Source organism: Bacillus sp. IBL03825 (genome assembly GCF_024712505.1).
In the GTDB taxonomy this organism is placed as follows: Bacteria; Bacillota; Bacilli; order Bacillales; family Bacillaceae_G; genus Bacillus_A; species Bacillus_A wiedmannii.
Genome location: NZ_JAMXKE010000001.1, coordinates 2,991,924 through 3,005,238, shown reverse-complemented (window position 1 = coordinate 3,005,238; position 13,315 = coordinate 2,991,924). Strand labels below are relative to the sequence as shown.

At 34.2% G+C, this 13,315-nt stretch carries 13 protein-coding genes and 2 pseudogenes; 12 read left to right on the top strand and 3 right to left on the bottom strand.

Features of this window, described 5'->3' with window-relative positions:
- Positions 1-19 precede the first annotated feature (19 nt).
- Entirely contained in the window at positions 20-268 is a 249-nt protein-coding gene (locus tag NHG49_RS15430; RefSeq protein WP_000433607.1) for a hypothetical protein, read from the bottom strand.
- Between the two features lie 283 nt (positions 269-551).
- Here NHG49_RS15430 and NHG49_RS15425 point away from each other — a divergent pair, with 283 nt between their 5' ends.
- From NHG49_RS15425 to NHG49_RS15385, 9 genes and pseudogenes are all read left to right on the top strand, one after another.
- A complete protein-coding gene (locus NHG49_RS15425; RefSeq protein WP_001049855.1) occupies positions 552-935 on the top strand; it encodes a VOC family protein in 384 nt (127 codons plus the stop codon).
- Positions 936-949: 14 nt separating this feature from the next.
- Positions 950-1,492, top strand: coding sequence for a GNAT family N-acetyltransferase (locus NHG49_RS15420; protein ID WP_088046664.1), 543 nt, complete (start codon positions 950-952; stop codon positions 1,490-1,492).
- Entirely contained in the window at positions 1,492-2,073 is a 582-nt protein-coding gene (locus tag NHG49_RS15415; protein ID WP_064475647.1) for a kinase, read from the top strand. The genes NHG49_RS15420 and NHG49_RS15415 overlap by 1 nt, the downstream gene beginning before the upstream one ends.
- 23 nt (positions 2,074-2,096) lie before the next feature.
- Positions 2,097-2,675, top strand: coding sequence for an HAD-IA family hydrolase (locus NHG49_RS15410; RefSeq protein ID WP_064475646.1), 579 nt, complete (start codon positions 2,097-2,099; stop codon positions 2,673-2,675).
- A 178-nt stretch (positions 2,676-2,853) separates the two neighbouring features.
- On the top strand, positions 2,854-3,588 hold the full coding sequence (locus tag NHG49_RS15405) for a response regulator transcription factor (RefSeq protein WP_258126219.1): 735 nt from the start codon (positions 2,854-2,856) through the stop codon (positions 3,586-3,588).
- Positions 3,588-4,904, top strand: a pseudogene (locus tag NHG49_RS15400) (GHKL domain-containing protein). The gene NHG49_RS15405 and the pseudogene NHG49_RS15400 overlap by 1 nt, the downstream one beginning before the upstream one ends.
- Positions 4,905-4,993: 89 nt before the next feature.
- Positions 4,994-5,671 carry a YhfC family glutamic-type intramembrane protease gene (locus NHG49_RS15395; protein ID WP_064475643.1) on the top strand — a complete coding sequence of 226 codons (678 nt, stop codon included), beginning with the start codon at positions 4,994-4,996 and terminating at the stop codon, positions 5,669-5,671.
- A 2-nt stretch (positions 5,672-5,673) separates the two neighbouring features.
- Positions 5,674-6,060, top strand: a complete 387-nt coding sequence (locus NHG49_RS15390; RefSeq protein ID WP_048547653.1) for a DUF3887 domain-containing protein — start codon at positions 5,674-5,676, stop codon at positions 6,058-6,060.
- 114 nt (positions 6,061-6,174) lie between these two features.
- Positions 6,175-6,484: pseudogene (locus tag NHG49_RS15385) on the top strand (hypothetical protein).
- A gap of 40 nt (positions 6,485-6,524) precedes the next feature.
- On the opposite strand, the gene NHG49_RS15380 reads toward NHG49_RS15385, so the two are convergent.
- On the bottom strand, positions 6,525-6,740 hold the full coding sequence (locus NHG49_RS15380) for a helix-turn-helix domain-containing protein (RefSeq protein ID WP_258126218.1): 216 nt from the start codon (positions 6,738-6,740) through the stop codon (positions 6,525-6,527).
- A 10-nt stretch (positions 6,741-6,750) separates the two neighbouring features.
- Complete coding sequence (locus tag NHG49_RS15375; protein ID WP_064475641.1) at positions 6,751-7,233, bottom strand: DUF2975 domain-containing protein; 483 nt, start codon at positions 7,231-7,233, stop codon at positions 6,751-6,753.
- Positions 7,234-7,531: 298 nt separating this feature from the next.
- Here NHG49_RS15375 and NHG49_RS15370 point away from each other — a divergent pair, with 298 nt between their 5' ends.
- The 3 genes from NHG49_RS15370 (at position 7,532) to desA (ending at position 13,239) form a co-directional block, all read left to right on the top strand.
- On the top strand, positions 7,532-9,193 hold the full coding sequence (locus NHG49_RS15370; RefSeq protein ID WP_064475640.1) for an alkaline phosphatase: 1,662 nt from the start codon (positions 7,532-7,534) through the stop codon (positions 9,191-9,193).
- 255 nt (positions 9,194-9,448) lie between these two features.
- Positions 9,449-11,833 carry an immune inhibitor A domain-containing protein gene (locus NHG49_RS15365; protein ID WP_081257275.1) on the top strand — a complete coding sequence of 795 codons (2,385 nt, stop codon included), beginning with the start codon at positions 9,449-9,451 and terminating at the stop codon, positions 11,831-11,833.
- A 374-nt stretch (positions 11,834-12,207) separates the two neighbouring features.
- On the top strand, positions 12,208-13,239 hold the full coding sequence (gene desA, locus NHG49_RS15360) for a Delta(5) desaturase DesA (protein WP_064475638.1): 1,032 nt from the start codon (positions 12,208-12,210) through the stop codon (positions 13,237-13,239).
- Positions 13,240-13,315: the final 76 nt, after the last annotated feature.

Sequence of the window (13,315 nt, the reverse complement as noted above, 5' to 3'; positions counted from 1 at the left end):
TAGGGGGTAATAAAAATGTTTAAGAAAAAGACTGATTTTGAGCAGGTTTAATAAATTGTTCTGGATTTTCAACGAGTCCGCATACAGCGCATTGGACTCTGTATGTTGGTCCTTGATAAGCCATATGAAAAGCATTCATATTTTCATTTGTGTATTCCTCTTCTACTTGACCAGTTTGTGGATTTAACTTGACTGGTTTTACTTGTTGCTCAAGAATATTAAAGCGAGTACGGTTCGTTTTACAGCTTGGACATAGCATTGGTTCCATATGTATACACCTCCATTTGTAGCATTTCTTAAACTCATTAATTTTATGCAAGCAAAAAAACTTTCTCAATATAAATGGGTATTTAAAGTATTCAAAATTCAGAAAAAATAAAATATAATAAAAGTACGAACTGGTTATGTCCAAACCAAATCTCCTGTTTTATGCCAATAAGCTGGGGGGCCGAGAAATCGGCCTCATTTTTTTTTGCTCGTTGCTATAAGGAACAAGGTTTTTATGAGACATTTGTCGAAATTTTAGGGATGGATATAAAGGAGGATGTAAAATGAATTTAAAAATGAAGTACATCATTTTATATGTAGAAAAGTTTGAAGAATGTTTAAGATTTTATAAAGATATTTTACAGTTACCTATAAAAGCAGAGCATGGTACATATATTGAGTTTAATACTGGTTCTACAATTTTAGCGATGAACACGAGGCAAGATGTGAAAGAATTAACAGGACTACCACTTACAGAAGGCGAGTTACAATCTTCTCATTTTGAATTGGGATTCGTTGTTGATCATGTACAAGAAACAATCGAACAATTTAGAGAGCAAGGAATTAAGATCTTAGTTGAACCAATTGTGAAACCGTGGGGACAAACAATTGCATACATTGCCGATCCAGATGGGAATTATATTGAAATTTGCAGTTCATTAGAATAGAAGGAGAAAAAGAGATGGGGTTTCCGAAACTAGAAACAGAACGTTTACAATTAAGAGAACTTACACTACTCGATGCAGAAACTATGTTCCGTTATTTTTCAAAAGAATCTGTTATACGTTATTTCGGGATGGATTCTTTCGAAAATATTGAGCAAGCAAAAACGACTATTCAAACGTTTAAAAATCGTTATGAAGAGGGAACAGTATTTCGCTGGGGAATTGAGAAGAAGGGTACGGGCCAATTAATCGGAACGTGCGGATTTCATTTAATAAACAAGCATCATAAGCGAGCTGAAATTGGTTATGAATTAGACGATACATATTGGGGACAAGGGTATGCAACGGAAGCGTTACAGGCGATTTTAGGTTACGGATTTGAAACGTTACAACTTATAAGAATTGCAGCTGTTGTATATGTAGAAAATAAAGCTTCTCAAAAATTATTAAGTAAAGCAGGGTTTCAAGAAGAAGGATTACTTCGAAAACATATGATTCAAAATGGAGTTGCTCATGATACAATTTTATACTCGTTATTAAAAGAAGAGTGGAAGAAGTAATGAATACAAACGAGCTTATAAATATTATGAAGAAGCATAAAGAAAATAGATTCATTTTAGGTATAGATGGTTTAAGTCGATCGGGAAAGACAACATTTGTAACAAACTTAAAGGAAAATATGAAACAAGAAAGCATCCCGTTTCATATTTTTCATATTGATGATCATATAGTAGAGCGTAATAAACGATATCATACTGGCTATGAAGAATGGTATGAGTATTATTATTTGCAATGGGATATTGAGTCGCTTCGGCAGAAGTTTTTTCAGAAGTTACAAAATGAAACAAAACTGAAATTACCGTTCTATAATAATGAGACAGATTCAAGTGAGATGAAAAAAGTACAGATACCCATAGTAGGTGTAATTGTAATTGAAGGTGTTTTTCTACAGCGAAAAGAGTGGAGAGATTTCTTTCATTATATGGTGTATTTAGATTGTCCAAGAGAGACACGTTTTCTTCGGGAGAGTCCGGAAACGCAGAAGAACCTTTCAAAGTTTGAGAATAGGTATTGGAAAGCAGAGGGTTTTTACTTAGAAACGGAATTGCCGAAGGATCGGGCGGATTTAGTCATACAATGATTGGAAAATAGAAGGAGAACAGAATGAATATTTTATGGGATTTTGATGGGACGTTATTTGATACGTATCCAGTTTATACAAAAATTCTTTCTCAAGTTTTAGGGAAGGAAATAAGTGAAGAGGAAATCTATACAAAGTTAAAGGTTTCATTTTCTCACGTAATTGATTATTATAAAATATCTAAAAAACAATTAAATGAAATTGATGTATTAGAGAGTCGTATTATGATAGAAGATATAAAACCATTTGAAAAAGTGGAAGAGGTATTAAAGTTTGCCGATAAAAATGTCATTATGACTCATAAAGATAGAGCGGGGGTATTATCTATATTAAATCATTACGGCTGGAACAAATACTTCGTAGACATGGTTACAATTGACGATGGTTTCCCCCGAAAACCGAACGCTTTATCTTATGATCATTTGCATAAAAAGCACAATATTGATTTAGCTATTGGTGATAGAGAATTAGATTTATTACCTGCAAAAGAATTAGGTATTTCAACATGTATGTTTCAAGGGAACTGTGATGTAGCGAATTATTCTTTATCGCATTACTCGGAATTTTTTAACGTAGTGATTGATAGAGAGGTTATTTTATAAATAATTCAAATAAAACCTTTACTTTTTGCTTGAAAGTAGAGGTTATTTTCTATGCTTTATAAAAACTATAGAAAATTAATACTTTCTAGTAATTAGGAGGAGATTGGTATAACGATTTGAATTATATAGTTATAGATAAATCTATAGATGAAAAGATTTCAATAAAGCGAGTGATCACATGAGTATTTTCATTTTAGAAGATGATGTCATACAAGCACAGCAAATGAAGCGGCTAGTTGAAGAGATTTGTGAGGAGTATATGTTGCCTTTTGATTTTATAGAGGTAACTAGTAAAAGTGAAAACATTATTACGAACATTCCTAAGGCGAAGTATATCCCAATCTATTTTTTAGATATAGAGATAAAAAGAGAAGAGCGTAAAGGGTTACAAGTGGCACAAGAGATACGAAAGTATGATACGCAAGGAATTATTGTGTTTGTAACGACGCATTCTGAATTTGCACCTATTTCATATCAATATATGGTATCAGCTTTAACATTTATTGATAAAGGGTTGCCATACGAGGAGAGGCGTAACGTTTTTGAACAATGTTTACTACAGTATGAAGCGCGTAATAAGCGAATTATTCCGTCCGATGACTTTATCGTTGAAAATAGTAATGCGACTGTGCGAGTTCCGTTCCTTGTAGTTGAATATGTTATGACCGATGAACCACACCGTTTAGCATTAGTGACGTTAGATCGGATCGTTTATTTTTACGGAACTTTAAAGGAGATTGAAATAATAGATGAACGTTTATTTCGTTGTCATCAATCATATATCGTAAATACGAAGCAAATGTCTTCTTATGATGCGAAGCAAAAAATGATAGTTTTAAAAAGCGGGAAACGTATTCCAGTATCACGGCGTTTAGTGAGTAAAGTACATAACATGTTAAAGGGTGAGATGTAATGTATATTTATGATATATTTGCAATACTGCTTACTAGTATAAGCCATACGTTTTTATACATTCAATTAATCCGGTACAATAGATTGTCATATAGAATGTTAATAGCTTTAAGTGCAGTATTGATTATTTTACTGGCTATTGTCGTAACAGTAACGAGATATCCAGAATTGAATAGTACGATTGTGTTGTTTTTAATAAGTTTAGGATTAATGCAAAATGAATTGAAATTTAAGCATAATGTATATTTTGCACTAGTGAGTATGGTAATTATTACGTTAGTGAAAATGTTGCTACTTGATTTAGGAATGAAAATCTTTATGTTAACAGCTTTTAATTTATATTTATGGACAGGTAGCGTTATTCATCTTATCGTATCGACACTTACTTTTATCGGTATTTTAGTAGCTCGTAAAAGAATCCAAAACATTGCTCAATATATAGTAGGTAGTCCGCTATACTATGTAACTTATATATTATTAATTGCCGGATTTATTATTGAACTAATTTTAACTCAGCCTTCTACTGCGTTTTTAGCACAATTAAATCAACAATACAGTGAAGTAAGTTATATTTCAGCTATTATTGTATTTTTATTATTACTAATCATTGTACTAATAAGCTCACACTTATCGAAAGAAAAGTTACGAGAAGAGCATGAAAAACGTTTAGATAAAGAGTTATTAGATTATGTGGAGAAATTAGAGGATATGCATGATGAGCTTGCTAGTTTCCGTCATGATTATATGAATGTATTACTATCGTTAGAAGAGGGAATACGTACAAAAAATGTGAAAGAAATTGAGCAAGTGTATTATGACGTTGTAGCTCCTACGTTAAAAACAATAAATGATCATGAACTTGATATTGCGAAATTATCTCGTATACATATTCCTGAAGTGAGAAGTGTATTAAGGGCGAAAGTTGGCACTGCCCAGCAACAACAAATAAAAGTACTGCTCGATATACCAGAGAACATTGAAAGTGTTTCAATGACGATCATTTCATTTATTCGCATCATTTCAGTTTTAGTAGACAATGCAATTGAAGAAGCAGTACATAGTGAGGAAAAGATTTTGTAAATCGCATTTTTTGAAATGGATTCACGACAATATTTTATCGTGCGTAATAGTTCAAAGAGTGAAGCGATTAATTTGCAAAAAATTTATGAGAAAAACCATTCAAGTAAAGAAGGAGCTCGAGGATACGGGCTATTCTCGTTAAAACGGATTATAAATAAAACAAATAACGCGACGTTAGAAACAACTTATGTAAGTCCTTATTTCACGCAAACATTCATACTAAAAGAGATGAAATGACCATCTATGATGAAAATGAAACCGAATAGGAAATAACTACATACTTCCTTCACTTATTTTTATACACTTCAAGTAAGAGGTGAAGCGAGATGAATGGTCTTATTTTTACAACAATGATTAGTTTTGGTTTACCGCTTGTAGCACTATTATATGCTGTTTGGAAGAAACGCTCTATTCCTTATATGTTAGGTGTATTGGCTTTTGTTGTATCACAAATATTGATCCGCATACCAATACTGAATTATGTAAATGGAACTAGCACAGATTTTCAAATGTTTTCAGTAATGCAGCCTGTATTATTTGTAATTTTGCTTAGTTTATCAGCTGGAATTTTTGAAGAGATAGCTCGTTTTATTGCAATGCGTTATTTTATGAAGCAACGAGATTGGCAGTCTGGTTTTTTATTTGGAGCAGGGCATGGTGGTATTGAGGCAGTGTTGATAGTTGGTATCCCGGTAATATCTCTATTATTGTCACAAACAGTCATTCAAAATGGTGACAGTTACTATTTCGGCGGTATTGAGCGCATCTTCGCGATGATATTGCATATTGGACTTTCCTTCATTGTATTACAAGCTGTCGTCCAAAAGAAATTCCGTTATGTTGTATATGCAATTCTCATCCATGGGACCGCAAATGCATTAGCTGGCATTATATCGCTATATGTACCAGGGAAAAACGGGATCATTATGTCAGAAGTTTCAATAGCAATTTGTACTTTAGTCGTTTTTAGCTATAGTTTTATTTTAAAAAGAAAGGGTGTATGAAAATGAGAAGAATGTTACTTATTATTATAAGTGCTATCGCGGCGTTCGCACTTGCAGCATGTACCGGTAATAAAGTAGATCAAAGTACATCAAAAAACTTTATTCCGAAGGCGGAAGAAATTGTATCATTATTAAATGAAGCAAAGTATAAAGAAGTACATGAAAAATTTGATAGTAAAATGAAATCAGCTTTATCAGAAGAGCAAATGAAAGAACTTACTCCTATAATTGAAAAAGCTGGTACATTCGAAAAAATTGAGAAAAAATCGATTGAAGAAAAAGATGGTTTATATACTGTTATTCTTGTAGCAAAGTATAGTAAAGAACAACGTACCTTTATCGTAACTTATAACGATAAAGAAGAAATAGCTGGGTTAGTAATTAGGTAGAAATGTAATGGCAGATAAGGTGGTTGTGTCCACTTTATCTGTTTTTTGTTTTAACCAAATTATGGTTATTCATGCTAATATAAACACATAGCTATAGAGAAGGGGTGGGTTAGTATGAAAACTGAAATAGTTCCTAAAGAAGTACAGCATAATAAGCTATATATCTTTACTCATCGGTATTTTATGTTTTCTGTTCGTTTTTGTAACTCCGACAAGGATAGCGAATGCAGGTAATATAGTGGGAGATTATATTACAGTTGCCCTCACTGTTGCAGGTATCATACTTTCTGTCATTACGATGACGAAAAAAACAGAGAAGAAGGGAATTGCTATTCTTTCATTAATACTGTCCTTATCCTTCTTTATATTTTGGATTATCGCGATTATTTTAGTTTTGACTGGTCGAGTTAGTTTTGCGCCATAATACCGAATAAAAAGAGTCCTTCATACGAGAAGGACTCTTTTTATTCACTTTCTTCTGATTGATATTCTAAAATATCCCCTGGTTGGCATTCTAACGCTTTACAAATAGCATCTAAAGTTGTAATTCTAATTGCTTTTGCTTTTCCATTTTTTAATATAGAAAGGTTAGCCATTGTAATTCCAACCTTCTCCGAAAGTTCAGTTACACTCATTTTTCGTTTCGCTAACATTACATCAACATTAATTATTATTGCCATGTTATTCACCTCAGACCGTTAAATCATTTTCTGATTTTATATCTATCGCATCTTTTAAAAGTCTTTGGAGAACGGCAGCAAAGACTGCGATTACCATTGAAGCAAAGATTAGGAGCATGCCTATTATAATAATACCTGGTGCGTCATCTTTCTCCGCTATGAGATAGAAGAGTGGCATACCTATTACATATAATACACTAATTGTAACAGCGCATTGTTTAATCTTCTTTAAAGCTCTAACAGATAATTTCGAGAAGGCGTTACCTTTGTCAATGTAGCTTACAAGTTTAAAGGCTTGATATAGAGCAAAATAAAAAGGTATCACCGTTGCATATAGATTAATTAAAATAAGATATTTTATATATGCAATATCCGGGTACAATTCCGCTGCATAATTCCCGATATTAGGAATTAAAAATATACACAAAGCAAAAACAGGAATACCGATAAGGATAATTGCTGTCTTTAAAAAGAGTGTTGATCCTTGTTTCATATAAAGCACCTCATTTTTAAATTATCATTTTAATTTAACATAAATTTTATCGTTTAACAATAAATTCTTATTTATTTCAATCGGATTTTTATTGAGAAACAAATTTTAGTGAAGAGAATGATAAGACGTTTTTATAAAAAAGGTGTGGTCTCTAGTTATTTGAACATAAAAAGCTATGATATGTACCGTTCGTTGCTTTACTAATAAAAGAAAGTGAAGGTAATGATTGTTAGCTTCATGAAAATTGGGGACTAATAAAACATATATAAATGAATGTAAAACATACGGAGGAACAACAATGTCGAATTTGGGTTTACTGATGAAGAAGTTACTGTTAGTAGGAACAATCACACTAAGTATGTTATGTACTGAAAGCATGATGAATTATTATTCGGTGGAAGCTAAGGTGAAACAAGTAGAACGGCAACCGAAAAATGTAATCATAATGGTTATGGACGGAACGAGTTCTTCAGCAACGACATTAGCTCGCTTGTATAAAGGGAAACCACTTGCATTAGATGAAATGGTAACAGGAGGAGTTCGTACCTATTCGGCGGAATCGGCTATAACAGACTCAGCCCCAGCAGCTACAGCTTTAGCGACGGGGAATAAATCGAATTCAGGATATGTAGGTATATTACCTTCTATTGTAAGTTCACCTGGCTTAAAATCAATAAAAGAAGAGGACAAGTTACGTCCAGTTGCCAATGTTCTAGAAGGTGCTAAACGCACTGGTCGCGCAACTGGAATAGTTGCTACAGCTGAAATTCAGCATGCTACTCCCGCTGGATTTTCTGCTCACCATATTAACCGTAAGCGTTTTGACGTAATTGCGGAGCAGCAAGTGTATCAAAATATAGATGTCGTATTAGGTGGGGGAAAAGAGGCACTGCTACCTATAAAAAGAAAAGATGGTGAAGATTTAGTAAAGGTGATTCAAGACAAAGGATACGACTTTGTTGAAACGAAAGATGCATTATTGAACTCTAAATCTAAGAAAATTTGGGGCTCTTTCTCACATAATGCTCTTGCGTTTGATATGGATCGTGAAGCAACAAATCCGGAGCAACCAACACTTTCTCAAATGACGGAAAAAGCAATTCAAACACTATCAAAAGAAAAAGATGGTTTCTTTTTATTTGTAGAGGGAAGTAAGCCAGACTGGGCAGCTCATGTGAACGATCCAATAGGGATGATTAGTGATGTATTAGCATTTGATAACGCAGTTGCAGAAGCATTGGAATTTGCAAAAAAAGACGGTAATACGATGTTAATAGCTGTAACTGATCATGGTAACAGCGGTATTTCTATTGGGAATGCGAATACGACAAAAGGCTATAATATTACGCCAGTCTCTGCATACATTGGTCCATTAAAAAAGTCGAAAATGACACTTGAAGGTGCTACAAATAAACTAAAATCTGATTTATCAAATGTAGAAGATGTAGCTAAATTATACGGTTTGGACGATTTAACTTATGATGAAAAAGAAAGAGTAAAAGCAGCAAAAAAGAAATCGGATATGGGTCCAATACTTACTACATTATTAGCCAATCGTGCGAACATTGGCTTCACAACAGGAGGGCATACAGGTGAGGATGTGTTTTTATATTCTTACGGTCCTCAAAAGCCATACGGTTTGATTCAAAACACAGACGTTGCGAAGACGATGGCGAAAGCAATGGACTTTAACTTAGAAGAAGTAACAAACAAATTATTTGTAGAGAGTGAATTTGCCTTTAAACGAAAAGGTGCAACAGTAACAATAGATAATACTGATGCAGAAAACCCGGTGCTCATAGTAAAACGTAATAATGTAAAAGCTCAATTCTTTGTAAATAAAAATATAATTCGTATTAAGAATAAAGAATATGAATTAAGTAGTGTCATTGTAGAAAGCAATGGCAAGTTCTATATACCAGAAGAAGCAATCCATTTATTCATAAAATATTCTCATTAAAAAAAGCCAATTCCTTAGCTAGTACTTAGGAATTGGCTTTTTTTTAATGAGATTTTACTCGAAAAAAAGAGGAAAGAGAATCATAACTTCTAGAGTAGACTTCCTGTAAATATACCTATTGTATGTTTTTCACCCTCCAAAAATATTTCTCAACATTTTAGTCTTCTAAAAAGATTGAATATTCGTATTATAACGAATATTATGTTGCTATCGGCAAAAAAAACGATAATTCGCAGACACTGGGGAGGAAATGCATTGAAAAAGAATAAGAAGTTAAAACCATTATCAGTTTTAGCAACAGCAGCAGTACTAAGTAGTAGTTTTGCTTTTGGAAGTCATGCAGCGTATGCTGATACGCCACCATCTCTACCAATTGATGAGCATTTAATACCTGAAGAGCGTTTGGCAGAAGCGCTGAAACAACGAGGAGTAATTGATCAATCTGCATCACAAGCTGAGACATCAAAGGCTGTCGAAAATTATGTTGAGAAAAAGAAAGGGGAAAACCCTGGGAAAGAAATCTTGACAGGAGATAGTCTTACGCAAGAAGCTTCTGATTTTATGAAAAAAGTAAAAGATACAAAAATGAAGGAAAATGAACAGGCGCAGCAACCTGAAGTAGGACCAGTGGCTGGACAAGATGCAGGTTTGAATTCTAGAAAACTAAATGGAAAAGTACCTACTACACCAGCGAAGCAAGAAGAGTACAATGGAGCTGTTCGAAAAGATAAAGTGCTTGTTTTACTCGTAGAATTTAGCGATTTTAAGCATAATAATATTGATCAAGAACCGGGTTACATGTATTCTAAGGACTTTAATCGTGAACATTATCAAAAAATGTTATTTGGTGATGAGCAATTTACGTTATTTGATGGATCGAAGATTAACACTTTTAAACAATATTATGAGGAGCAATCTGGCGGAAGCTACACAGTTGATGGCACTGTAACCGAATGGCTTACTGTTCCAGGAAAAGCTTCAGATTATGGTGCGGATGCGGGAACTGGTCATGATAATAAAGGTCCTTTAGGGCCACGCGATTTTGTGAAAGAAGCATTAAAAGCAGCTGTAGCAAAAGGCATTAATTTAGCTGATTATGATCAATTTGATCAATACGATCAAGATGGTGATGGAAATAAAAACGAGCCAGATGGAATTATTGACCACCTAATGGTTGTACATGCGGGCGTAGGTCAAGAAGCTGGCGGTGGTAAATTGAAAGATGATGCGATTTGGTCTCATCGTTCAAAACTAGGATCAAAACCATATGCGATAGATGGTACGAAATCTTCTGTTTCAAATTGGGGCGGAAAGATGGCGGCATATGATTATACAATCGAGCCTGAAGACGGAGCAGTTGGTGTGTTTGCACATGAGTATGGTCATGATTTAGGCTTACCAGATGAATATGATACAAAGTATTCAGGGCAAGGTGAACCTGTTGAATCATGGTCCCTTATGAGCGGCGGTAGCTGGGCTGGAAAAATTGCGGGAACAGAGCCAACAAGTTTCTCGCCACAAAATAAAGAGTTTTTCCAAAAGAATATGAAGGGTAACTGGGCGAATATCGTTGAGGTAGATTATGATAAACTGCGCACAGGAATCGGTACTGCAACATTTTTAGATCAAAGTGTTACAAAATCAAAACGACCAGGAATCGTTCGTGTTAACTTGCCAGACAAAGATATAAAAAACATCGAATCAGCATTTGGTAAGAAGTTTTATTACAGCACAAAAGGAAATGACATTCATACAACACTAGAGACACCAGTATTTGACTTAACGACTGCAACGGATGCTAAGTTTGATTATAAGGCATTTTATGAATTGGAAGCGAAGTATGATTTCCTTGACGTAAATGCGATTGCAGAAGATGGAACGAAGACACGTATTGATAGAATGGGCGAAAAAGATGTAAAAGGCGGCGTAGATACAACAGATGGTAAGTGGGTTGATAAATCATACGATTTAAGCCAATTTAAAGGGAAGAAAGTAAAACTGCAATTTGAGTATGTAACAGATATTGCAGTAGCTTATAAAGGATTTGCGTTAGACAATGCAGCATTAACTGTAGATGGAAAAGTTGTTTTCTCTGATGACGCAGAAGGCCAGCCAGCAATGACGTTAAAAGGATTTACTGTGTCTAACGGATTTGAACAGAAAAAACATAACTACTATATCGAGTGGCGAAATTACGCTGGGTCTGACACGGCGCTACAACATGCACGTGGTCCAGTATTTAATACAGGAATGGTTGTATGGTATGCGGATCAAAGCTTTACAGATAACTGGGTAGGCGTTCATCCAGGCGAAGGATTCCTTGGGGTAGTTGATTCTCATCCAGAGGCAATCGTAGGAACATTAAATGGACAACCAACTGTGAAGAGCAGTACGCGTTATCAAATTGCCGATGCGGCATTCTCATTTGATCAAACGCCAGCATGGAAAGTAAATTCGCCAACCCGCGGTATCTTTGATTATAAAGGATTGCCAGGCGTTGCGAAATTTGATGATTCTAAGCAATACATCAACAGTGTTATTCCAGATGCCGGGCGTAAGTTGCCGAAGCTTGGATTGAAGTTTGAAGTAGTAGGTCAAGCTGAAGACAAGTCTGCAGGTGCAGTTTGGATCCATCGCTAAAATAAAATGAAAAGGAGCTGCCATAAGTCGGTGAAACCTGACTTATGGCAGCTCTTTTCTTCTTGTGAGAAAAAACTGTTACATAAATACAAATCGAAAAAATTACCATTTAAAAAAATGAAAAGATGTGCAGAAGTGAAAAAGTCCTCTGCTTTTTTATATATTTATTGGAAAAAATAGATGTTTCTTTTATAATTGAAATGCTCCATCAGTCCGATTATATAAGCTTTTTTGACCGTAAGTAATTTGTAAGTAATGAGTAAGAAAAAAGAGATTTTTATATTATATAATATTTATTACAGCTACTTTTAACACCTGATACTAATAGTATGCTATAATATGAATTAGCAACATAAAGGAAAGGAATTAGACCAATGACATTAGAAAATACTAAAAATTTAAAAAAACAAGTTGCTCCTTATGAAAAATCAACGATTAAAAAAAGTGTGTGGCAACTTATTAACACAATCGTGCCATTCATTATTTTATGGTACCTTGCTTATAAAAGTTTGTCCGTTTCTTATTGGTTATCGTTAGTTCCATCTCTGTTAGCCGCCGGTTTTATGACACGGATTTTCATTATTTTTCATGATTGTACCCATTATTCATTCTTTAAAAGTCGTCGTGCGAATAGAATAGTAGGGACATGTATGGGTGTGTTAACTTTATTCCCGTTTGATCAATGGGGGCATGAGCATTCTATTCATCACGCTACAAGTGGTAATTTGGATAAGAGAGGTACAGGAGATATTTGGACGCTTACAGTGGATGAATATTTAGCTGCGCCATTTAGACTTCGTTTAGCATATCGCTTATATCGCAATCCATTCGTTATGTTTGGATTAGGTCCGATTTATGTTTTCTTACTTAAAAATAGATTTAACCGAAAAGGTGCTAGACAGAAAGAACGTATGAATACTTATTTGACGAATATTATAATCGTTGCTTTAATAGCTATACTTTGCTGGGCAATTGGGTGGCAATCGTTTCTGTTAGTGCATGGCACTATATTCTTAATAGCAGGTTCAGTAGGAATTTGGCTGTTTTACGTACAGCACACATTCGAGGATTCTTATTTTGAAGAGGATAAAGATTGGGAATATGTGAAAGCGGCAGTGGAAGGAAGTTCATTTTATAAACTTCCAAAAATCTTGCAATTTCTAACTGGTAATATTGGATTCCATCATGTTCACCATTTAAGTCCAAGAGTACCTAACTATAAACTAGAAGAGGCACACAATAATACGCTTCCGTTAAAAAATGTACCAACGATTACACTTGCTACAAGCTTACGATCACTTCGTTTTCGTCTTTGGGATGAGAAAAGTAACAATTTTGTTACCTTTAAAGAATTCAAAAAAATAATTAAAAACAATGTTTCTGTTCGAGTGAAATCTGAACTATAATTTCATCGTATATAAAAAACTCTCCTTAATCATTTTCGATTTAAGGGGAGTTTTTGTTTAAATAAAAGATGTCTGA